The organism is Thalassospira sp. A40-3 (genome assembly GCF_015871485.1).
GTDB classification, from domain to species: domain Bacteria; phylum Pseudomonadota; class Alphaproteobacteria; order Rhodospirillales; family Thalassospiraceae; genus Thalassospira; species Thalassospira tepidiphila.
The window spans coordinates 2,067,950-2,086,650 of sequence record NZ_CP065428.1 but is presented as its reverse complement, the minus strand read 5'-3'; the positions used below and the strand labels follow the sequence as shown (position 1 = coordinate 2,086,650).

Genomic DNA, 18,701 nt, shown 5'->3' with positions numbered 1-18,701 from the left:
ACATGTTGTTGCTGACCAATGGATCATTGCGTCTGCTTTTCTTCGCGCAGGCGCTGTATTGGTCTTGTTCACTGATCGGCATTACCTTGACATCGCTTGTCGGTGTGTCGCTTGCCCCCGCGCCATCCATGGCAACTTTGCCACTTGGAATGCTTATGGTCGGTAATCTCGTATCTGTTCATCCGATTGCCATGTTGATGCAGCGTCGTGGACGACGCGTTGGGTTGTTTGTCGGGGCGCTCTTTGGAGTTTTGGGTGGCCTGATGGTGGCTTACGGCATCTATATCGGTTCGTTCTGGCTGGTCACGTTTGCCGCCGCACTGATTGGCACATATCAGGCGTCGGCTATGTATTACCGTTACGCGGCGTTGGAAACTGTCGCGCCATCCGAAAAGGGGCGTGCTGCCGCCCTTGTTCTGGGTGGGGGTGTTGTTGCCGCGCTAATTGCCCCGGAGATTGCTGTGGCAAGCCAAGGCATGTTTCCGGTTCCGTTTGCCGGGGCCTACGTGGCACTGGCAGGTCTGGCGGCCTTGGGTGCATCCTTGATGATCATGTTGCCAGATGGTGGCATTCCGCAACGTGCCGGGTCGAGCAGGGCGGTTATGTCCGATCTGTTGCGTCGCCCAGTCATTCGCGGGGCAATCGCCATCAGTGCCGCCGGGCAGGGTATTATGGTCCTGGTCATGACAGCGACACCACTTGCGATGAAATATTGTGGATTTGATGTGGATGTTTCGGCCAACGTGATCCGCTGGCATTTGATCGGGATGTTCTTGCCGGCCTTCGTTGCCGGGCCAATGATCGACCGGTTTGGGCCACGCCGGGTCGCATCATTCGGGGCGTTTGCGCTGGTAATAAGTGTTGGCGTTGCCGTCTCGGGCATTTCGATTGCCGCTTTTCTGATCAGTTCGTTCCTTCTGGGGATTGGCTGGAACATGATGCTGTTGGCAGCGACGACGATGCTGGGCGAGGGGCATGATGCGGCGGAACGCGGGCATGCTCAAAGCCTGATGGAGCTTGGCAACAGTGGGACGGCGACAGTCGCCACAATTGCCAGCGGGGCATTGATCGCGGGTGCCGGTTGGAGCCTGATCAACTTTGGTGTGCTGCCCGTTTTGGGTGTTGCACTGATTTTGATGTGGCGGGGATATGCCGCAAAGCAAGCAACCGCAGGCGTATGAAATCAAAAGAAACCGCCGGTCAAGACGACCGGCGGTGAAGTTGCAGGGCGAACGGGGATCGCCGCCCCGGCGCGACTGAAGTCGCTTGCACCCCAAGCCGTTCGGGATGGACGCGAACGGTTAGGGTGCGTGTGTACAGGCAATAAAAAACCGGCCATCAGGCCGGTTGGGATACCAAACTTGTCGCATTGCCTGCGACGAATTCCTTGATCTTCTGCAAAACGAAATCGCGTGAACTATTTTCGCGGGTACGGAACAGGACTTCGCGGTCCTGAATGACCAGCCCCATGTAAACAGGATCGTTATGACCTTCCTTGGTCATCTTGAGGGCGCGAAGGGTATGACCGAGATCATCCGTGCTTTGATAGATCGTACGCATTTTTCTCCAACCAGCATTTACGTCAAAAGACGGTGAAAAACCAATCGACCACACCGTTATGACAGCTGTTTTTTTCTGTCCGATGACAGCCATGTGATGGTTTGAAGACTCTTTTCCCAATCAACCGTGAAATGCAGTGAGCAATGCAGTCAAAAAGCTGCTGGTTTTATTTGGCAGGACTGTTAAAAAGAAAACGACCTTAACGCTGGTTTCGGGCATTGACATGCGCCATGGCGATGTTTAAGAAAGGCGTCGTTCCGCAGGGAACACCAAGGACATAAAGGGCAAGTGGCCGAGTGGCTGAAGGCGCTCCCCTGCTAAGGGAGTATAGGGTCAAAAGCCCTATCGAGGGTTCGAATCCCTCCTTGCCCGCCATTGATTAAAGCACCCCAAAAGGGTGCTTTTTTCGTTTCGAGCCCGCGCATTTGGGCCGTGGCCGACGCGATTGATTATGGTGAAGCCAGATCGGTTCCCAAATCACGTTGGCTCATCGCAAGAGATCAAAAATTACAACTGTTTAGTCCATAGTGCCACCGGCGCAGCCAGCTTGATTTCGTCTGTTTCCTATGATCTATCTGAGAAGCTCCAAGCTGAAGGTGGAACAGAAAAAAGGCTTGAGCGTTCTGGTGTGCAGCAAAACAAGAAAACAGACGGGGCCGGAATGACGAGCCAGTTAAGCTATCTGAGCATTGATCGACGAGATGATCTGAGCCGAGAAGAGTTTATTGACCAATATCTTAAGCCCAAACGTCCCGTCATCATGCGCAGTTTCGCCGCAAACTGGCCTGCATTGGAAAAATGGTCTTATGACTACCTGAAGCAGGGCTGTGGCGATGTCGAGGTGCCGCTTTACAGCGAGGCATTTGCAAACTCGGATAACGACTATCTCGATTCAACCCAAAGCATGCCCTTTGGCGAATATCTTGATCTTATTCAGGCGGGGCCGACACCGCTTCGCATGTTTTTGTTCAATGTGTTCAAGCATATGCCACAACTGCGCGAGGATTTTTCATATCCTGACCTTGGCGTTACGTTCCTGAAAAATCATCCATTCCTGTTTGTTGGTGGTCAGGACGCCTATGTCGATATCCATTACGACCTTGATCACAGCCATGTTTTCCTGACGCAGATGACCGGCACCAAACGTGTGATCCTGTATGGAAGCGAAAATGGACGGCACCTGTATCAGCATCCACTGACTGTTTCGTGCAATATTGATTTTCGGAACCCGGATCTGGAACGCTATCCGAAGCTTAAAGATATTCACGGCTATGAATGCATTCTGGAGCCGGGCGATACCATCTTTATCCCCAGCCGCTGGTGGCATTTCATCGAATACAGCACGGCTGGCATCAGCCTGACATTGCGCGCCTTGCCTGAAACCTGGCCTGCGCGTGCGGCGGGTCTTGCCAGCATCTTCAAGCTTAAGGTCATTGACCAGTATCTCGGCAAGATGATTGGCGAAAAGAAGTGGTATCAGATGAAGGAAGACTGGGCACACGCCCGTGCGCGAAAGGCTTGAGGCTTGCCTCAAGACTTTTTCAGGATGATGTCATAGCCGTTTTGAACCCCCGCATGGGCCCATCGGGTCAGTTCCTTGCGGTTATCAAATTCGGATACCCGACGGCTTGGACTGAAATGGACTTTGACGGTACAGCCCGACGTTGCCATGAAGCGCCAGAAATGGAAGGCAAGGGTGGTGTCGTCAAACCAGGGGTAAAGAACCGTTTCCGGTTCTGGCGAAGATCCACTCGCGCTGTCTTTCAGGCATAAAACGGTTATCGGCTGAACGTGGCAAACTTCAGCGATCTTTTCGTCAAACACAAATTCCATCAGCGACGATTTGAACGGCAGGACGACACTTCCATCCGTACTTGTCCCTTCGGCAAACAGAACCAGCCGACGGTCGGGGAGGATCTTGTCGCGCAGGATCTTGATCTGTTCGTGGGATTTGATGGCCCGGCGCTCAACAAAAATGGTTTGGCAACAGCGCGCAAGGAACCCGATCCCTGGCCAGCCGCGAACTTCGGACTTGGCGATGAAATTTACGGTGAACAGCGCATTGATCACCGGAATGTCGAGGTAAGACGTATGGTTCCCCAACAGCAGCAAAGGAAGGGTTTCGCTTGGCGATCCAGTGACTTCGACCTTGATGCCTGTGATCTTGCGGGCACCAAGGTGCCAGATGCGGACAATCTGGGAACTGGCCCGGAGCTTGAGACCTTCAAGGATCAGGAAAGGGATCAGCATCGCAAACAGCCAGACCATCAGCGTCGTGAATTTGAGCCCTGCCTTCACGTGCTGTGCTGGTGTGATCGGTGCAGTGATGTGGGGTGTTGCCATCTGGTCCAAAGCGCTTGAAAACCCTTGTTTGACGTCACGGATGTTTCTTTTAACAGTAATCGCACTCACGCGTTTAGAGGCGTGAGATCAAGGCGATCAGCCTGCTTTTTATAGAATCTGTAGTATTGGTCAGGGACCTTGGCGACATCTACCGTAATCAATACATCAAGCGTCTTGAAATCGGGATCAAGTGCGACGCCATCGCCAACAACGCCACCCAGCGACAAGTAGGCTTTGATCAAGGGTGGCAATTTCGCAAGGGCCTCGTCCGGATCAATGTCGTCTTTTGCCATGCGTTCCATCGACTGATAATCGAGTGCGCGTGCAATATGAGGTTCATCATCCAATCGGTAGTGATGCAGGTATGACAGTTCGTAGGCGATCTTGTCGATATCGGTCGCATGGAAGCTTGCGCAGCCGAACAGGTAGCGAATGTCATGATTGAAAATCAGCTTGGTGATACCGCGCCACAGAAGCTGAATGGCCTTGCCATCGCGATAGTCCTTGTGAACACAGGATCGGCCGACTTCCATGCAGTTGTCTTTCACAGCGCCAAGCAGGGGAATAGAGAACTCTTCCTGCGCGATGTATGAGAGATCTGCGGGTTTTTGTTGCGAAAGCAGCAATCTGGTGGTGGCGATGACTTTCTTGTCATTTTCATTATCCACGACCAGCAAGTGTTCGCAGAACGCGTCGAATTTATCGCTATCAAGGCCGGCCGAGTGTTGCTCGGTCATGGCTTTGGCGTGAAATTCGCCAAAGAAGACCTCAAAGCGAAGTTCTTGCGCCGCTTTCAGGTCTTGTTTGGTCTTGGCAAGATGAACAGAAAATCTACCGGATGCCATATTGGAAATTAATTCTGTTGTTCTAATGAAACTTGGTTGCCGTCGCTTTTCGCGATGACAGAGTGATTTGTATCACATAATGAACTGTCTATGAAAACAATATGATAGCGTTAAATCGACCAGTGTTTTCGGTCGAACATCATCGCGGATTGAAAAGCCCAAGGCGTATTGATGACAAGGTCAAATGCGTCATCTGGTATTGCCGTGATCTGCCCGGTGACCAATCCAGAAAAATATTCTCTGCTGTATGGCATAAAGGTGGCTGGTGAAACGTTATCCTTACTGGGCTTGTCGCAATTTTGGGCAAAGTCCCCACATGAGTTTGGATGTTTTTCACGATGACAGAGGTCGCCATGCCGTTCACAACCAGCTGGGTCAAAGAAATTACGACCGGTTTTGTTCTTGTGGGTGCCAGTCTTGCTCTGACAACACCTGTACAGTCACATCCGGCCAATCAGGAACATCACCACACCGTCGTCGAACTTGCCCAAGGTGGCGGTATTTTCAGTGATGAAGAACGGCTCATTATTCGCGATGTGCTTGATGTTGCGACCGGGCAGTCTGACCAAGATAGCGACAAAAAGGACAAGGGTAACAAGGGTAAAGGCAATAAAGGCTTGCCGCCCGGTATTGCCATGAAGCTTGAGCGCGGTGGTACCTTGCCGCCCGGCATCGCCAAGCGCGATTTGCCAGATAACCTGATTTCGCGACTTCCTGCGCGCACGGACGGTGCGCTGCGTCAGATCGTTGGCGACGATGTTGTGCTGATCGAAAAGGGGACCGAGATCATTCTTGATGTGATCCGGGATGTTGCCAGAAACTAAGTTGAGTTGCCTGCATCCGACAGAAAGAAAGCGGCGCCTGATTGGCGCCGCTTTTGGTTCTGCAAGCTTGTTTTTCGGCCGTTTGCCCCTCAGGTGAAGGCGTTAAAGGTAATGATGGTCTGGGTGTCCTTGATATGAGGCAGCTTGTGGATACTTTCGTTCACATAGCGCCCAATATCCTGTCCGTCATCAATATATACCTTGACCAACAATTCAAACGGGCCGGAGATGGAATAGACTTCGGAAACGCCTTCGACTTCTTCAACAAGCGCTGCTGCGACGTCATAGGCTTTGCCAAGTTCACATTTCACAAAGATGAAAAATGGATGCATCGGATCGGCTCCGGTTTGATGTTGAATTCAGGACAAGCTACCTGCGTTGGATGTTCCATGCAATCATCAAGCAGGATCTTGGTTTGGCCCCTTTGGGTCAAAGGGCTTTGCTTTCGGCCTTTGCTGCGCGTTCCGTGACTGCGTCGAGCGTCAGATCCCAAACAGTGGTGCCCTCGGTTTCTGCCGTCAGGCTGGCCATCGCGAGGCCCGATGCCATTGCATCGTCAAAGCTTGTATGCGGTTTCGAGTAAGCCGACAAAAAACCGGAATAGAAGGCATCACCCGCACCATTGACGTCTTTGACCTTGGTGGGCAACGGATGCCAGAACGCCGTCCCCGATGCTGACGAGGACACAACCCCTTGTGCACCAAGCGTGATCACGACATCCGGGATACCCTTGCCGCGCAAAAGCTCGACAGCAACCTTTGCCTGCGCAAGATCGTTGATCTCGATGCCGGTCAGGATGCGTGTTTCTGCGCGGTTCGCAATCAGTAGGTCCAGTTTATCAAGCACCGGCTTGAACCTTACTGCCTTGCTGGGCGAAACGGTAGCTGCGCACAGTTTTGTCGTCTGTTTGTTTTCGGCAAGCCACATGATGCTTTCGGTCGGCAGGTTCGCATCAACCAACCACCATGGCCGTGCCTGAAGGTTTGCCAGATGCGGTTCAAGGCGATCAATGGTCAGCAGGTCATAGACCTCGGCATTCATCATGCCGAGCGCGAGTTCGCCGGTTTCATCAAGAAGGGCCGTGTAACCGGCCGTTGCCATGCCACTGATCTTCATCAGATGACGGGTGTCGATCCCAAGTTCGGACAGCGCCTCGATGACCTGATCGCCATCCCCGTCATCCCCGACAGCACCAAGCATCGCGACATTATTGCCCAGAAGCCGCAGATGCACCGCAATGTTGCGGCTGACACCGCCAGGTTTGCGATGCAATGTCCGAACCGGGTTCGAGGCAGCGGGCACAAAAGTCTCGGTACATTGCAAGGTGCGGTCGAAATGGGCGGCACCAAAGCAAAGAATGTTAGCATTAGGCGTCATAGAGAACGGGTGCTCTTTGTCGTGGGACGTCACGCAGGTGACGGTCATGTGCTGTAAGCGATGTTGATAAGCCTCAAGCGCGCATGAAGGCAAGGAAAACAAAAAAGGCAGTCCGTTACGGACTGCCTTTCGGTCGCTTGATCGCGCAGAAAACCTGTTTATTTCAGGTTGATGCGACCCTTGGTCGTCGGGGTCATTGGCGAGTTAAGCCCGATATAGTCGGCAACAGCCTGTTCAAGGTTCGGTCCGAAGTCATAGACATCGGTGGCATTATCCCGGAACAGGGCGTAACCATCACCGCCATTGCGCATGAAGTCGTTGGAAACAACGCCATACATTTTGCCGGTCTCGATCGGTACGAAGCCGTTGCCCTCGGCAACCATGACGTTTGAAACACGCGATCCGGCAGGTTGCGAAAGATCAAGGTCAAATTTCAGGCCCGCAACCTGCGGAAACTGGCCTTTGCCTTCCTCGACAAGCGATACACCATGTTCAAGCGATGCAACGATATCCGCACCGGAAAGCTTGAAGGTTGCCAGCGCATTCTGGAACGGAAGAACCGTCAGGACTTCACCCATGGTAACCGTGCCTTCATCGATGCTTGCACGTACACCGCCGCCATTCTGGATGGCGATCTGATAGTCATCACCGGCTTTCCAGAGCATCGCGTCAGCAACCAATGAACCCATGGAACATTCCATCTTGCGGCAGATTTCGCGCGATCCATCTGCAGGTGCTGTGAAGCTGCCGACTTCAAGGGTGCGAACGGCATCAACCTGACCGCTGGCCTCTGCGATAACGGCAAGAACGTCCTCGGCCTGTTTGATGCTGGCATCAAGCGCAATCGGATCACCCGACCATGCGGTTGCCACACCTGCATCATCAAATGTGACGTTCAGGTCTCCAAGGTAACGGCTGTAGGCATACGCCTGGACGATCAGAACAGGTTTGCCATCGGCACCATTTTTGACGACCGGGTAGGGATGGGATGCCTTGTCATCACTGTTGGAAAACAGAAGATGGTCATGACCGCCGACAATCACGTCAACACCAGTGACATCGCTGACATACTCAAAATCGGCATATGAACCCGAATGGCTGAGAGCGACAATTTTGTTGATGCCCTGGGCGGTCAAGCGATCGACTGAGCTTTGCAGTGATTGCGCAAGGTCGTTGAACTTGACGTTCGGACCCGCACTTGAAATGTCGGCGGTTTCCGGCGTTGTCAGCCCGACGATACCAATGCGTTCACCACCAACCGTGATGATGGTTTCAGGTTTGATTAGTTCGTTCAGCCCATCCGTGGTGGCTTCGATGTTGGCCGACAAAATGGGGGTAAGGCTTTTTTTGATGAAGCTTGCCAGAACGTCCGGGCCATCATCAAACTCATGGTTGCCAACCGCCATTGCATCATAATCAACAAGGTTCATGAGTTCAGCCGTCAGCGAACCCTTGTAGGTCGAGTAATAAAGGGACCCTTGGAACTGATCGCCTGCATCGACAACCAGAACATTGCCGCCTTCGGCACGGGCGTCACGAATGGCTGTGGCAAGACGGCCATAGCCGCCAAAGCACTTGCCTTCGGCGTCGTCCTCGGCGCTGCAAGTATTATTGTATTTTGTGACCGATTCAACGCGGTCATGGACGTCATTGGTATGGATCAGACGCAAATCATAATCGGCCAACGCGCTTCCGGCACCAAGGCTCAGCATGGTGCAGGCCGACAGCAGCCCTGCAATTGTTCTTTTCATTCCTGTTCTCCAACAATAATCCACTCTTCCTGTCCCGATCGGGAGGGAAAGTATGAAAACGCAAATCTGTGGGTCGGAAAATCTTTGCCCCGCGGAATGCTAGCACCAAACTTTCGCGAACGGTATGTCCGGTTGTTGACGGTGTGGTTAAAATTACACATCGGTTGTGGTCTTAGGTCCGCACCGGTTCATTTATGTCGGGAAGAATCGGAAACGCACCAATTTCAGTCATTCGAGGTTCAATGGTCCCGATTTGATGCCATTTACGCGTATCGACAAAGATAAATTAACGTGCAGAAAAGGTTGGTTCAGGTTTGAGCCTGATTGGTCCGAAACTAAGGGAAACCCCGCAGATATGCGATTTGAAGTTCCGGTTGTAGTGCATTGGTGCTGACCAAGTGGACAGGTCTGTGCAACGTGTTGCGTGCTCAGCTATTTACAGGGCACTATATTTTGTAGTTACCATGAGCATTCGCAGCATGCCAAACTGCGCTGCATTGGTCCTTGACCAACGCCGCTTTGCTTATGTTGCGAGACATGTGTTTTCGATGAGGGAGTTCCGCCAAACAAGATGGGCATTGGCGGAAAGATAATCAGAATTCAAACAAAGAAGGGCATCGGAATGAAAAAGCTTCTGACCTCGGTGGTCGCGGCTGTTGCTTGCTATGCAGGCGTTGCTTCGGCTGCAGAAATCAATCCGGCTGTGGTTTACGATCTTGGTGGTCGTTTTGACCGCTCATTCAACCAGGCGGCATACACGGGTGCCGAGAAGTACAAGGAAGATACCGGTACTGAGTATCGTGACTTCGAAATCCAGAACGATTCACAGCGCGAGCAGGCAATGCGCAACTTTGCGCGCCGCGGCATGAATCCGATTGTTGCGATTGGTTTTTCCCAGGCTTCTGCACTTGAAAAAGTTGCTAAAGAATTCCCTGAAACCAAATTTACCATTGTTGACATGGTTGTAGACCTGCCGAACGTTCAGTCGGTGGTTTTCAAGGAACATGAAGGTTCGTTCCTTGTCGGTGTTCTGGCGGCTATGGCATCTGAAACCGGCAAAGTCGGTTTCGTTGGTGGTATGGACATCCCGCTGATCCGCAAATTCGCCTGCGGCTACGCACAGGGCGTGAAGTATTCGAACGGTGATGCGGAAGTCTTCCAGAACATGACCGGTACCACCGGTGCGGCCTGGAACGATCCGGTAAAGGGTGGTGAACTTGCGAAATCGCAGTTCGACCGTGGTGCGGATGTTGTTTACCATGCTGCAGGTGGTACTGGCGTTGGTGTGCTTCAGGCTGCTGCAGATGCCGGTAAACTCGGTATTGGTGTGGACTCCAACCAGAACGGCCTGCATCCGGGTTCGGTTCTGACGTCTATGCTGAAACGCGTTGACGTTGCTGTTTACGAAGCTTTCGAGGCTGCTGCCAACGATACCTGGGAGCAGGGCCTGACCATTCTGGGTCTTGCAGAGGGCGGCGTTGATTGGGCACTTGATGAAAACAACGAAAGCCTGATCACCGACGAAATGAAAGCAGCCGTTGCCGAGGCCAAGGAAGCAATCATTTCCGGTAACCTTGAAGTACACGATTACATGAGCGATAGCGCCTGCCCAATGTAAGGCAGACGTCAAAGCAAATCGGGGATTTGTCGTGTCGGATACGATGCATCAAATGCACGGCGCCGGGGAAACCGGTGCCGTGCAACCCGCTATTGAACTGCGCGGTATAGACAAGCGGTTCGGTGCGGTACATGCCAATAAAGAAATCGACCTTAAGGTCGACAAAGGAACTATCCACGGAATCGTGGGCGAAAATGGGGCTGGTAAATCGACCCTGATGAGTATTCTGTATGGCTTTTATCAGGCCGATGCAGGAACCATTCACGTCGATGGCAAGCTCTGTGAAATCAACGGATCAGAAGACGCGATTGCGGTCGGGATCGGGATGGTTCACCAGCATTTCATGTTGGTTGAGACGTTCTCGGTGCTTGAGAACGTTATTCTTGGCGTCGAAGGCGGTGCTGTTCTGCGCGATGGTGTGCAAAAGGCACGCGAAGAACTCAAACGTCTTGAACGCGAATATTCGCTCAACATCGATCCCGATGCCACGGTGGGTGATCTTTCGGTCGGGCTCCAGCAACGTGTGGAAATCCTAAAAGCGCTCTATCGCGGGGCGGAAATTCTTATTCTGGATGAGCCGACCGGTGTTCTGACACCCCAAGAAGCAGATCATCTTTTCAGAATTCTTGATACCCTGAAAGAACAGGGCAAGACGGTTGTTCTGATTACCCACAAACTGCGCGAAATCATGGCCGCAACGGACAATGTTTCCGTCATGCGCCAAGGCGCAATGGTGGCACATCGCAAGACAGCCGAAACCAGCCCGGAAGAACTATCGGAATTAATGGTCGGCCGTAAGGTATTGTTGCGCTTGGAAAAAGGTGAAGCCAATCCGGCGGCAACGGTGCTGAAAGTCGATAATCTTTGCGTTGATAATGCGCAGGGCGTTCGCAAGGTCAAAAATGCGACCTTTACGGTGCGCGCAGGCGAAATCGTCGGCATTGCCGGGGTATCCGGTAACGGGCAAAGCGAACTGCTTGAAGCGCTTGGTGGAATCAGATCTGCCAGCGAAGGGACCGTGGAACTGAACGGGCAAGATGTAACGCCCGGTAAAGGGGTAGATGCCGCAGAGCTCCGTCGTCGCGGTGTCGCGCATGTGCCCGAGGATCGCCATCGCATGGCAATGGTCACGGCCTTTTCAGCCAAAGAGGCAGCCATTCTTGGCTATGAAGATGATCCTGCCTATCAAAAGGGCGGGCTTCTGGATTGGGATGCTATTTCAGCTGCCACAGCCAATATGATGTCGGAATTTGACGTTCGTCCGGACAATCCGGATTTGAAAGCTGCCAATTTCTCGGGCGGCAATCAGCAAAAGCTTGTTCTGGCGCGTGAAATCATGCGTGATCCGGAATTGCTTCTGGTGGGCCAGCCGACCCGTGGTGTCGATATCGGTGCCATTGAATTCATTCACAAACGTATTGTCGCCATGCGGGATGCTGGCAAAGCCGTCCTTCTGGTGTCAGTGGAGCTTGACGAGATTATGTCGCTTGCCGACCGCATTCTGGTGATGTGCGATGGTGCCATCATTGGTGAAGTCGCTGCGTCCGAGGCCAACGAACGCGTGCTTGGTTTGATGATGGCGGGCGTTGACCCAAATGAAGCCAAGGCAGCGGAGGGGCAGGCATGAGCAAGACTGTCGAACTGCCGCGCTGGATTGATGTTGGCGCATTACCTTTACTGAACCTGCTGCTTGCTCTTGTTGTGTCCGGGCTTGTGGTTCTGGCGATTGGTGAAAACCCGGTTCAGGTGGTTGAAATCCTGCTTTATGGCGCGTTTGGCTATGAAGAGGCGTGGGGTTATACGCTTTATTACACCACCAACTTCATCTTTACCGGCCTTGCCTTTGCCGTCGCGTTCCATTGCGGGCTGTTTAACATCGGTGCCGAAGGGCAGGCCTATATCGGTGGCCTTGGTGTAACTTTGGCAGCCCTTTATCTCGACTTCCTGCCATTCCCGATCATGCTGGTTGTGGCGATGTTGGCGGCGATGATTTTTGGCGCGGCGTGGGCTTATATCCCGGCCTACTTGCAGGCGCGTCGCGGATCGCACGTCGTTATTACGACGATCATGTTCAACTTCATCGCCTCATCGCTGATGGTGTATCTGCTGGTCAATGTGCTTCGTCCGGAAGGCTCGATGACGCCCGAAAGCGAACAGATCGCCGAACATTTGCGATTGCCATTCATTCATGACATTGCAGGCGCGCTGGGCATTGATATGGCGTCAAGCCCGCTGAACCTGTCATTTGTCTATGCCATCGTCATCAGCGTCATGGTCTGGCTGTTTATCTGGCATACCCGTTGGGGCTATGCCATCCGGACAGTCGGTGCCAATGCGGTGGCGGCAACCTATGCCGGGCTTGAACCCGGGCGTTTTATTATCATTGCGATGATGATCTCAGGTGCGCTGTCATCCTTCGTGGCGCTAAACGAAGTCATGGGTGTTCAGCACCGCCTGCTGATTGATTTTACCGCCGGGTATGGCTTTGTCGGCATCGCTGTGGCGCTGATGGGGCGCAACCATCCATTTGGCATCTTCTTGGCAGCATTGTTGTTTGGGATGCTCTATCAGGGCGGGGCGGAGCTTTCATTTGAAATTCCGACCATCTCGAATGACATGGTTGTGGTTATTCAGGGGCTTGTCATCCTGTTTACCGGTGCGATGGAACACATGTTCCGTCCGCGTGTGACAAAGATCTATACAGCCTGGCGTCTGCGCCAGGATGCCGGGGAGGCCGCGTAATGGATACATTTCAGCTAATTATCCTGTTGTTTGATGCGACGCTGCGGACCTCGACACCGCTTATTCTTGCGGCCTTGGCCGGGATGTTTTCCGAACGGTCCGGGACAATTAACCTTGCCCTTGAAGGCATGATGCTGGGCGGTGCGTTTTCGGCTGCTGCGGTTGCATTTTATGTCGGAAGCCCGTGGGTCGGGCTACTGGCCGCGATTGCAACCACGATTGCGCTTTCGCTTCTGCATGGTTTTGCATGCATCACGCACAAGGGCAACCAGGTGGTTTCGGGGATGGCGATCAATATCCTGATGTCGGGTCTGACCGCCCTTGTCGGGATTGCACTTTTTGCACAGGGCGGCAAAACGCCAGCGCTTGATAAAGGATCGCGTTTCCAGCCGATCACGTTCCCGGGTGCCGACGCCGTTCAGGACGTTCCGGTTCTGGGCCTGATCTATTCGGAACTGCTAAGCGGTCATAATATACTGGTTTATGTCGCCTTCCTTGCCGTTCCGGCAGCCTGGTGGGTGATGTATCGCACCCGGTTTGGCTTGCGTCTGCGCGCGGTTGGTGAAAACCCGGGGGCTGTTGATACGGCCGGCATTGGCGTTGTCGCGATGCGCTATCGCGCCGTGATTTGCAGCGGCGTGCTTGTTGGCATGTCAGGCGCCTATCTTTCAACTGCACAGGGCGCATCCTTCCTCCAAGACATGACCGCAGGCAAAGGCTATATCGCGCTGGCCGCGATGGTGTTTGGCAAGTGGCGTCCGTTCCCGGCATTGGCAGCCTGTCTGCTGTTTGGCTTCCTGGATGCGGCGGCCACACGTTTGCAGGGTGTCGTTCTGCCCGGTATCGGCGAAGTTCCGGTCCAATTGGTGCAGGCATTGCCCTATATCCTGACGGTCATTCTTCTGGCCGGCTTCATTGGCCGCGCCATTCCGCCAAAGGCGCTTGGGCGGGCATACGTCAAGGAACGCTAAGCTTTTCGTGGTTCGGGTCTCGGCCTATCATACAGGCAGTCCCGAACCACTTTTCCAAAAATGTGCGCTTTGGTCAGGCGCGATAGGTAATCAAAACAGGATCAAACAAATGGTTGCTCATAAACAGGCTCCGCGCGATCTGATTGACGCGGCTCTTGCGGCTCGTGACAAGGCATATGCGCCTTATTCGAACTTCTTTGTCGGTGCTGCGTTGCGCACGACTGAGGGCAAGGTCATTTCAGGCTGCAATGTTGAAAATGCGGCATATCCCGAGGGCGTCTGTGCCGAGGCCGGCGCGATTTCGGCAATGGTACTGTCAGGGGAAACCCGTTTTGACGAGATTGTCGTTGTCGGGCTGGGCGATATCGCCTGTACCCCGTGTGGTGGGTGCCGCCAGAAAATCCGCGAGTTTACCGGTCCGGATGCGACCATCTTTATCATCAATGATGCCGGTGAAACGCTTCTGACACTCAGCCGCGAAGAACTTATTCCGCATTCCTTCGGGCCGGAGAACCTCAAATGAGCAACGTAAAAGCAGCGCTGGATGTCATCGCCGCCAAGGCGCCGGGTTTCAAGGCAGAAGTCGCATTGGTTCTGGGCAGCGGCCTTGGTGGTGTGGTTGACGCCGTAAGTGATGCGATCAGCATTGCCTATGAAGAACTCCCTGGGTTCCCACGCCCTACGGTGGTCGGACATGGCGGGACACTTGTTCTTGGCCGAATTGGCGGTGTGTCCGTTGCTGTAATGCAGGGCCGGGCGCATTATTACGAGCATGGCCGATCGGATTTGATGGCCGAACCACTTGAAATTCTGCGCGAACTTGGTGCGGAACGTTTGCTTTTGACCAATGCGGCCGGGTCACTGATCCCTGACGCCGTACCTGGCAGTCTGATGCTGATTACTGATCATATCAGCCTGTTTGGTCCCAATCCGCTGATCGGCTATCACGGAAACGACCGTTTCGTCGGCATGGATGTGCCCTATGATCCTGAAATCGGGTCAGGGCTGCATGGCGCGGCGGCCAAGCTTGGCATCAAACTGTTTGAGGGAACCTATTGCTGGTGCACCGGACCAAGTTTTGAGACGCCGGCCGAAATCCGCGCGCTCAAGTTCCTTGGCGCGGATGCTGTCGGCATGTCGACCGTGCCGGAAAACATTTTGGCCCGCCGTCTTGGATTCAAGGTCGCCGCGGTTTCAAACATCACCAATCTGGCCGCAGGCATGAGCGCGACACCGCTTAGCCACGAGCAGACATTGGAAATGTCGAAAGCCGGTTCTGCAAATCTTATCAAGATATTACTGCAATATTTTTCAAGCGCTTCCTGAAGTCGAATGACTTCAAAGCGTCTTATTTGAATTAATGACACGTGCGCAGGAGACAGCACATGCTGCCCCAAGAAATCATTCGCCGGAAACGCGAAGGCGAAGTTCTGACAGACGCTGAGATCGCCTTTTTCGTCAAGGGCATCACAGATAATAGCATCAGCGAAGGGCAGGTTGCCGCCCTTGCCATGGCTGTGTTTTTTAACGGCATGACCATGGATGAACGCGCGGCGCTTACGCGCAACATGCGCGATAGCGGTACGGTTTTGGACTGGAAGGCGCTTGGCCTTGATGGACCGGTGGTGGACAAACATTCGACCGGTGGCGTTGGTGACAAGGTCAGCCTGATGCTAGGCCCGATTGTTGGTGCCTGCGGGGCGTTCGTGCCAATGATTTCCGGCCGTGGCCTTGGCCATACTGGTGGGACGCTGGACAAATTTGATTCCATTCCGGGCTATCGCACCACACCAAGTCTTGACGAATTCGCCAAGGTCACCCGTGAAGTCGGCTGTGCCATTATCGGACAGACAGCCGATCTGGCACCGGCGGACAAACGGTTTTATGGCATTCGCGACGTGACTGCGACGGTTGAAAGCATCCCGTTGATCACGGCGTCCATCCTATCAAAGAAACTGGCAGCCGGGCTTGATAGCCTTGTCATGGATGTGAAGTTCGGCTCTGGCGCCTTTATGAACGAGTATGAGCGCGCCCGCGAACTTGCCGAAAGCATCACCGAAGTTGCCACCCGTAACGGTGTTCCCACGGTCGCACTTTTGACCGATATGGAGCAGGTGCTGGGTGACACAGTTGGCAATGCACTTGAAATGCAGGAAGCAATCGACTTCCTGACCGGCAAGCACCAGGAACAACGCGTCTATGACGTCACCATGGCGCTGGCGGCTGAGATGCTGACCGTTAGTGGTGTGGCGGCCGATGTTTCCGATGGCCTGCGTATGGCCACAGAGGCGCTTGAAAGCGGCAAGGCAGCCGAGACCTTTGGCAAGATGGTATCAAGTCTTGGTGGTCCTGCGGACTTTGTCGAAAACACCAACAAGTATCTTGAAGCCGCACCGATGATCAACACGGTAACGGCCGCCAAGACCGGCCGTGTTCTCTCGATGGATGCCAGAAAGGTTGGTCTTGCGCTGGTGTCGCTTAAAGGCGGACGGACGCGGGCAGATCAGAAGATCGACTTTGCGGTCGGCTTTACCGATTTCATCAAGGTTGGACAGCCGGTCTCGGCCGAGACACCAATTTGCCTGGCCCATACCCGTGACGAGGCACAGCTTGAAGAAGCAACCGCCTTGCTGCGCGATGCGATTGTGATCGGCGAGGGGGATGTCAAGCCGACAGGCACCGAACCAGCTGTTCGTGAGCGGATCGTAGCACGCCAAAAGGGGTGATAGGTACCAAGTCAAAAGCAAAAAGCCGGGAATGAAACCCGGCTTTTTTGTTTTCTGCTCTTAACGAAGTTCGCCGCCAGCTTTCTGCGTGCATTTGCTTTCGGCGGACAAGGCTTGCCAAATGGCTCAAGAGAAAGCATTTTGATCAGGAATGAAAATTTTCCAATAAAGATGAAAATTGAAAACAGAAGGAGAGAGGCATGGGGAAACTGGATCGGCGTCGTAGAGAGATTTTGGAGCTTGTCGCCTCCAACAGCTTTATGACCATTGATACCCTTGCCGAACATTTTTCTGTCACGCCACAAACCATCCGACGCGACATCAATGAAATGGCCGAAGAAGGCCTGATTGCCCGCTATCACGGCGGGGCTGCCAGTGTCTCGACCACCGAAAATACCGCCTATACCGACCGTCAGGTTCTAAACCTTGGCAGCAAGCGCGAGATCGCAAAGCTGGTGGCGCAACATATCCCCGAAGGCGCGTCTCTGTTTATCAATATCGGAACAACCAACGAAGAAGTCGCACATGCGCTTCTGGGCCATAAAAGTCTTAAGATCATTACCAATAACCTGCATGTTGCAGAAATCTGTGCTGCCAATCAGGGATTTGAAGTGATTATTGCCGGTGGCGTTGTGCGACAGCGCGATTTCGGTGTCATCGGCGAGGCCACCATTGATTTCATCAACCAGTTCAAGGTTGATTACGCGATTGTCGGGATTTCCGGCGTCGATGAAGATGGCAGCCTGATGGATTTCGATTATCGTGAAGTGCGTGTCGCGCGGGCGATTATTTCAAACGCACGCCAAACATTCCTGTGCACGGATGCATCGAAGTTTGGTCGTCGTGCGATGGTGCGTCTGGGACATCTTTCCGAAATCGACGCTCTGTTTACCGATCGTCATCCGGGGCCGGTTTGGGCCGATGTGATCCGCGAAGCCGATGTTTCGGTCTATACAGCCAACTAGATCCAGAACGGGGCAGGGTGTTTGCCCCGTTAGCTATAGACGTGGTCTTCGCGTTTGCCGGTTCGCATGGTGATCGGGCCCTGTGACGATCCGTTCAGCATCTGGGTCAGATGCGCATTATGTGCGTCATCGATATCTTTGGTTTTGCCCGCCCAATAGACTTTGCCATCATGCATCATCATCAGGTTCTGATAACGGGTGCGGGCAATCTGCATGTCGTTGGTGATTGATATCACCGTGGTCCCGCGTTGTTCTGCAATCTTGCCAATCATGCGTTCGATATGGTTCGACAGAACCGGATCAAGTCCTGCGGTCGGATTGTCCAGCAACAGGATGGCTGGATCGGTGGAAATCGCCCTTGCGACACCAACGCGTTTTTGCATGCCGCCAGACAGATCACTTGGTGTTAAATCCGCACTTTCCGATGCCAGACCGACAAGGCCCAACAGATCCAGGGCACGTTCCCGGGCCCCCTTGCGGCTGAGAGTGCCGGTTTCAATCTGTCGAAAGCAGATGTTTTCCCAAACCTTCAGGCTGTCAAACAGGGCATTTTGTTGAAACAGCATGCCGATGCGTTCCGCCCATGCGGCGCGTTTCGGCGCATTGATTTGACTGACATCATCGCCATCCAACAGGATCTTGCCAGCATCGGCCCCATAAATCCCAACCAGACATTTCATCAGGACACTTTTACCTGCGGCAGACGGACCAATAATCGCCATGGTTTCGCCCTTGGGAAGACGCAAGCTGACGTCATCCAGGGCAAGCTTGTTGCCAAACCGTTTGCTGAGATTTTCAACCGAGATAAAGGCCGGATGGGTCGCGGAGCTGGTTTCAGGCGTGGTCATTGGCAATCCGGATGATGAACGTGTTGGGCCGAGTGTCGGCAATTGCGCGGGTCTGGGCAAGGATCATTTTTACAAAAATGAAAACGGCCCCGCAAATGGGGGCCGTTTTGCAAAGATCGGGTGTTTGATAG

General features: G+C 53.5%; 18 protein-coding genes and 1 tRNA gene. 12 read left to right on the top strand and 7 right to left on the bottom strand.

The window, feature by feature from the left end:
- Positions 1-2 precede the first annotated feature (2 nt).
- A complete protein-coding gene (locus IT893_RS09480; RefSeq protein WP_197147562.1) occupies positions 3-1,181 on the top strand; it encodes an MFS transporter in 1,179 nt (392 codons plus the stop codon).
- A gap of 157 nt (positions 1,182-1,338) precedes the next feature.
- On the opposite strand, the gene IT893_RS09475 is transcribed toward IT893_RS09480, so the two are convergent.
- Positions 1,339-1,560: a hypothetical protein gene (locus tag IT893_RS09475; RefSeq protein ID WP_008890757.1), complete on the bottom strand. Its 222-nt coding sequence runs from the start codon at positions 1,558-1,560 to the stop codon at positions 1,339-1,341.
- Between the two features lie 282 nt (positions 1,561-1,842).
- Between IT893_RS09475 and IT893_RS09470 the strand changes: the two genes are divergently transcribed.
- Together IT893_RS09470 and IT893_RS09465 are read left to right on the top strand one after the other, a co-directional pair.
- A tRNA-Ser gene (locus IT893_RS09470) sits at positions 1,843-1,935 on the top strand.
- 286 nt (positions 1,936-2,221) lie between these two features.
- Positions 2,222-3,082 carry a cupin-like domain-containing protein gene (locus tag IT893_RS09465; protein WP_040823827.1) on the top strand — a complete coding sequence of 287 codons (861 nt, stop codon included), beginning with the start codon at positions 2,222-2,224 and terminating at the stop codon, positions 3,080-3,082.
- Positions 3,083-3,090: 8 nt separating this feature from the next.
- On the opposite strand, the gene IT893_RS09460 is transcribed toward IT893_RS09465, so the two are convergent.
- Together IT893_RS09460 and IT893_RS09455 are read right to left on the bottom strand one after the other, a co-directional pair.
- A complete protein-coding gene (locus tag IT893_RS09460; RefSeq protein WP_197147561.1) occupies positions 3,091-3,903 on the bottom strand; it encodes a 1-acyl-sn-glycerol-3-phosphate acyltransferase in 813 nt (270 codons plus the stop codon).
- 65 nt (positions 3,904-3,968) lie between these two features.
- The gene (locus IT893_RS09455) at positions 3,969-4,748 is read right to left on the bottom strand and encodes a GNAT family N-acetyltransferase (protein WP_197147560.1); all 780 of its coding nucleotides are present in this window, start codon (positions 4,746-4,748) and stop codon (positions 3,969-3,971) included.
- Between the two features lie 338 nt (positions 4,749-5,086).
- Here IT893_RS09455 and IT893_RS09450 point away from each other — a divergent pair, with 338 nt between their 5' ends.
- Complete coding sequence (locus IT893_RS09450; RefSeq protein WP_252724129.1) at positions 5,087-5,572, top strand: hypothetical protein; 486 nt, start codon at positions 5,087-5,089, stop codon at positions 5,570-5,572.
- An 89-nt stretch (positions 5,573-5,661) separates the two neighbouring features.
- On the opposite strand, the gene IT893_RS09445 is transcribed toward IT893_RS09450, so the two are convergent.
- The 3 genes from IT893_RS09445 to IT893_RS09435 all read right to left on the bottom strand — a co-directional run bounded on the left by IT893_RS09445 (position 5,662) and on the right by IT893_RS09435 (position 8,700).
- Complete coding sequence (locus tag IT893_RS09445; protein WP_063089733.1) at positions 5,662-5,904, bottom strand: Lrp/AsnC ligand binding domain-containing protein; 243 nt, start codon at positions 5,902-5,904, stop codon at positions 5,662-5,664.
- Between the two features lie 97 nt (positions 5,905-6,001).
- Positions 6,002-6,949 (bottom strand): carbohydrate kinase family protein, encoded by a 948-nt coding sequence (locus tag IT893_RS09440; RefSeq protein WP_197147559.1) that lies wholly within the window; start codon positions 6,947-6,949, stop codon positions 6,002-6,004.
- Positions 6,950-7,107: 158 nt separating this feature from the next.
- On the bottom strand, positions 7,108-8,700 hold the full coding sequence (locus IT893_RS09435; RefSeq protein WP_197147558.1) for a bifunctional UDP-sugar hydrolase/5'-nucleotidase: 1,593 nt from the start codon (positions 8,698-8,700) through the stop codon (positions 7,108-7,110).
- A 622-nt stretch (positions 8,701-9,322) separates the two neighbouring features.
- On the opposite strand from IT893_RS09435, the gene IT893_RS09430 reads away from it, so the two are divergent.
- The 8 genes from IT893_RS09430 (at position 9,323) to IT893_RS09395 (ending at position 17,722) form a co-directional block, all read left to right on the top strand.
- Positions 9,323-10,318, top strand: a complete 996-nt coding sequence (locus tag IT893_RS09430; protein ID WP_197147557.1) for a BMP family protein — start codon at positions 9,323-9,325, stop codon at positions 10,316-10,318.
- Between the two features lie 52 nt (positions 10,319-10,370).
- Positions 10,371-11,945, top strand: a complete 1,575-nt coding sequence (locus IT893_RS09425; protein ID WP_197147680.1) for an ABC transporter ATP-binding protein — start codon at positions 10,371-10,373, stop codon at positions 11,943-11,945.
- The gene (locus IT893_RS09420) at positions 11,942-13,060 is read left to right on the top strand and encodes an ABC transporter permease (RefSeq protein ID WP_197147556.1); all 1,119 of its coding nucleotides are present in this window, start codon (positions 11,942-11,944) and stop codon (positions 13,058-13,060) included. Before IT893_RS09425 ends, IT893_RS09420 begins: the two co-directional genes overlap by 4 nt.
- Positions 13,060-14,031 carry an ABC transporter permease gene (locus IT893_RS09415; protein ID WP_197147555.1) on the top strand — a complete coding sequence of 324 codons (972 nt, stop codon included), beginning with the start codon at positions 13,060-13,062 and terminating at the stop codon, positions 14,029-14,031. The genes IT893_RS09420 and IT893_RS09415 overlap by 1 nt, the downstream gene beginning before the upstream one ends.
- Before the next feature lie 109 nt (positions 14,032-14,140).
- Entirely contained in the window at positions 14,141-14,554 is a 414-nt protein-coding gene (locus tag IT893_RS09410) for a cytidine deaminase (protein WP_008890745.1), read from the top strand.
- Positions 14,551-15,357 (top strand): purine-nucleoside phosphorylase, encoded by an 807-nt coding sequence (locus IT893_RS09405; protein WP_197147554.1) that lies wholly within the window; start codon positions 14,551-14,553, stop codon positions 15,355-15,357. Before IT893_RS09410 ends, IT893_RS09405 begins: the two co-directional genes overlap by 4 nt.
- A gap of 59 nt (positions 15,358-15,416) precedes the next feature.
- Positions 15,417-16,757 (top strand): thymidine phosphorylase, encoded by a 1,341-nt coding sequence (gene deoA, locus IT893_RS09400; RefSeq protein ID WP_197147553.1) that lies wholly within the window; start codon positions 15,417-15,419, stop codon positions 16,755-16,757.
- 200 nt (positions 16,758-16,957) lie between these two features.
- Positions 16,958-17,722, top strand: coding sequence for a DeoR/GlpR family DNA-binding transcription regulator (locus IT893_RS09395; RefSeq protein ID WP_008890742.1), 765 nt, complete (start codon positions 16,958-16,960; stop codon positions 17,720-17,722).
- A gap of 29 nt (positions 17,723-17,751) precedes the next feature.
- Here the strand turns inward: IT893_RS09395 and IT893_RS09390 are convergent, their stop codons facing one another.
- Positions 17,752-18,570, bottom strand: coding sequence for an ABC transporter ATP-binding protein (locus IT893_RS09390; RefSeq protein ID WP_197147552.1), 819 nt, complete (start codon positions 18,568-18,570; stop codon positions 17,752-17,754).
- Positions 18,571-18,701 lie beyond the last annotated feature (131 nt).

What these genes read in the sequence shown, in the direction of transcription:
- IT893_RS09480 (WP_197147562.1), top strand. Translation starts at nt 3, where the DNA reads ATGTTGTTGCTGACCAATGGATCATTGCGTCTGCTTTTCTTCGCGCAG.
- IT893_RS09450 (WP_252724129.1), top strand. Translation starts at nt 5,087, where the DNA reads ATGACAGAGGTCGCCATGCCGTTCACAACCAGCTGGGTCAAAGAAATT.
- IT893_RS09465 (WP_040823827.1), top strand. Translation starts at nt 2,222, where the DNA reads ATGACGAGCCAGTTAAGCTATCTGAGCATTGATCGACGAGATGATCTG.
- IT893_RS09420 (WP_197147556.1), top strand. Translation starts at nt 11,942, where the DNA reads ATGAGCAAGACTGTCGAACTGCCGCGCTGGATTGATGTTGGCGCATTA.
- IT893_RS09475 (WP_008890757.1), bottom strand. Translation starts at nt 1,560, where the DNA reads ATGCGTACGATCTATCAAAGCACGGATGATCTCGGTCATACCCTTCGC.
- IT893_RS09445 (WP_063089733.1), bottom strand. Translation starts at nt 5,904, where the DNA reads ATGCATCCATTTTTCATCTTTGTGAAATGTGAACTTGGCAAAGCCTAT.
- IT893_RS09425 (WP_197147680.1), top strand. Translation starts at nt 10,371, where the DNA reads ATGCACGGCGCCGGGGAAACCGGTGCCGTGCAACCCGCTATTGAACTG.
- deoA (WP_197147553.1), top strand. Translation starts at nt 15,417, where the DNA reads ATGCTGCCCCAAGAAATCATTCGCCGGAAACGCGAAGGCGAAGTTCTG.
- IT893_RS09410 (WP_008890745.1), top strand. Translation starts at nt 14,141, where the DNA reads ATGGTTGCTCATAAACAGGCTCCGCGCGATCTGATTGACGCGGCTCTT.
- IT893_RS09415 (WP_197147555.1), top strand. Translation starts at nt 13,060, where the DNA reads ATGGATACATTTCAGCTAATTATCCTGTTGTTTGATGCGACGCTGCGG.
- IT893_RS09440 (WP_197147559.1), bottom strand. Translation starts at nt 6,949, where the DNA reads ATGACGCCTAATGCTAACATTCTTTGCTTTGGTGCCGCCCATTTCGAC.
- IT893_RS09390 (WP_197147552.1), bottom strand. Translation starts at nt 18,570, where the DNA reads ATGACCACGCCTGAAACCAGCTCCGCGACCCATCCGGCCTTTATCTCG.
- IT893_RS09435 (WP_197147558.1), bottom strand. Translation starts at nt 8,700, where the DNA reads ATGAAAAGAACAATTGCAGGGCTGCTGTCGGCCTGCACCATGCTGAGC.
- IT893_RS09460 (WP_197147561.1), bottom strand. Translation starts at nt 3,903, where the DNA reads ATGGCAACACCCCACATCACTGCACCGATCACACCAGCACAGCACGTG.
- IT893_RS09395 (WP_008890742.1), top strand. Translation starts at nt 16,958, where the DNA reads ATGGGGAAACTGGATCGGCGTCGTAGAGAGATTTTGGAGCTTGTCGCC.
- IT893_RS09430 (WP_197147557.1), top strand. Translation starts at nt 9,323, where the DNA reads ATGAAAAAGCTTCTGACCTCGGTGGTCGCGGCTGTTGCTTGCTATGCA.
- IT893_RS09405 (WP_197147554.1), top strand. Translation starts at nt 14,551, where the DNA reads ATGAGCAACGTAAAAGCAGCGCTGGATGTCATCGCCGCCAAGGCGCCG.
- IT893_RS09455 (WP_197147560.1), bottom strand. Translation starts at nt 4,748, where the DNA reads ATGGCATCCGGTAGATTTTCTGTTCATCTTGCCAAGACCAAACAAGAC.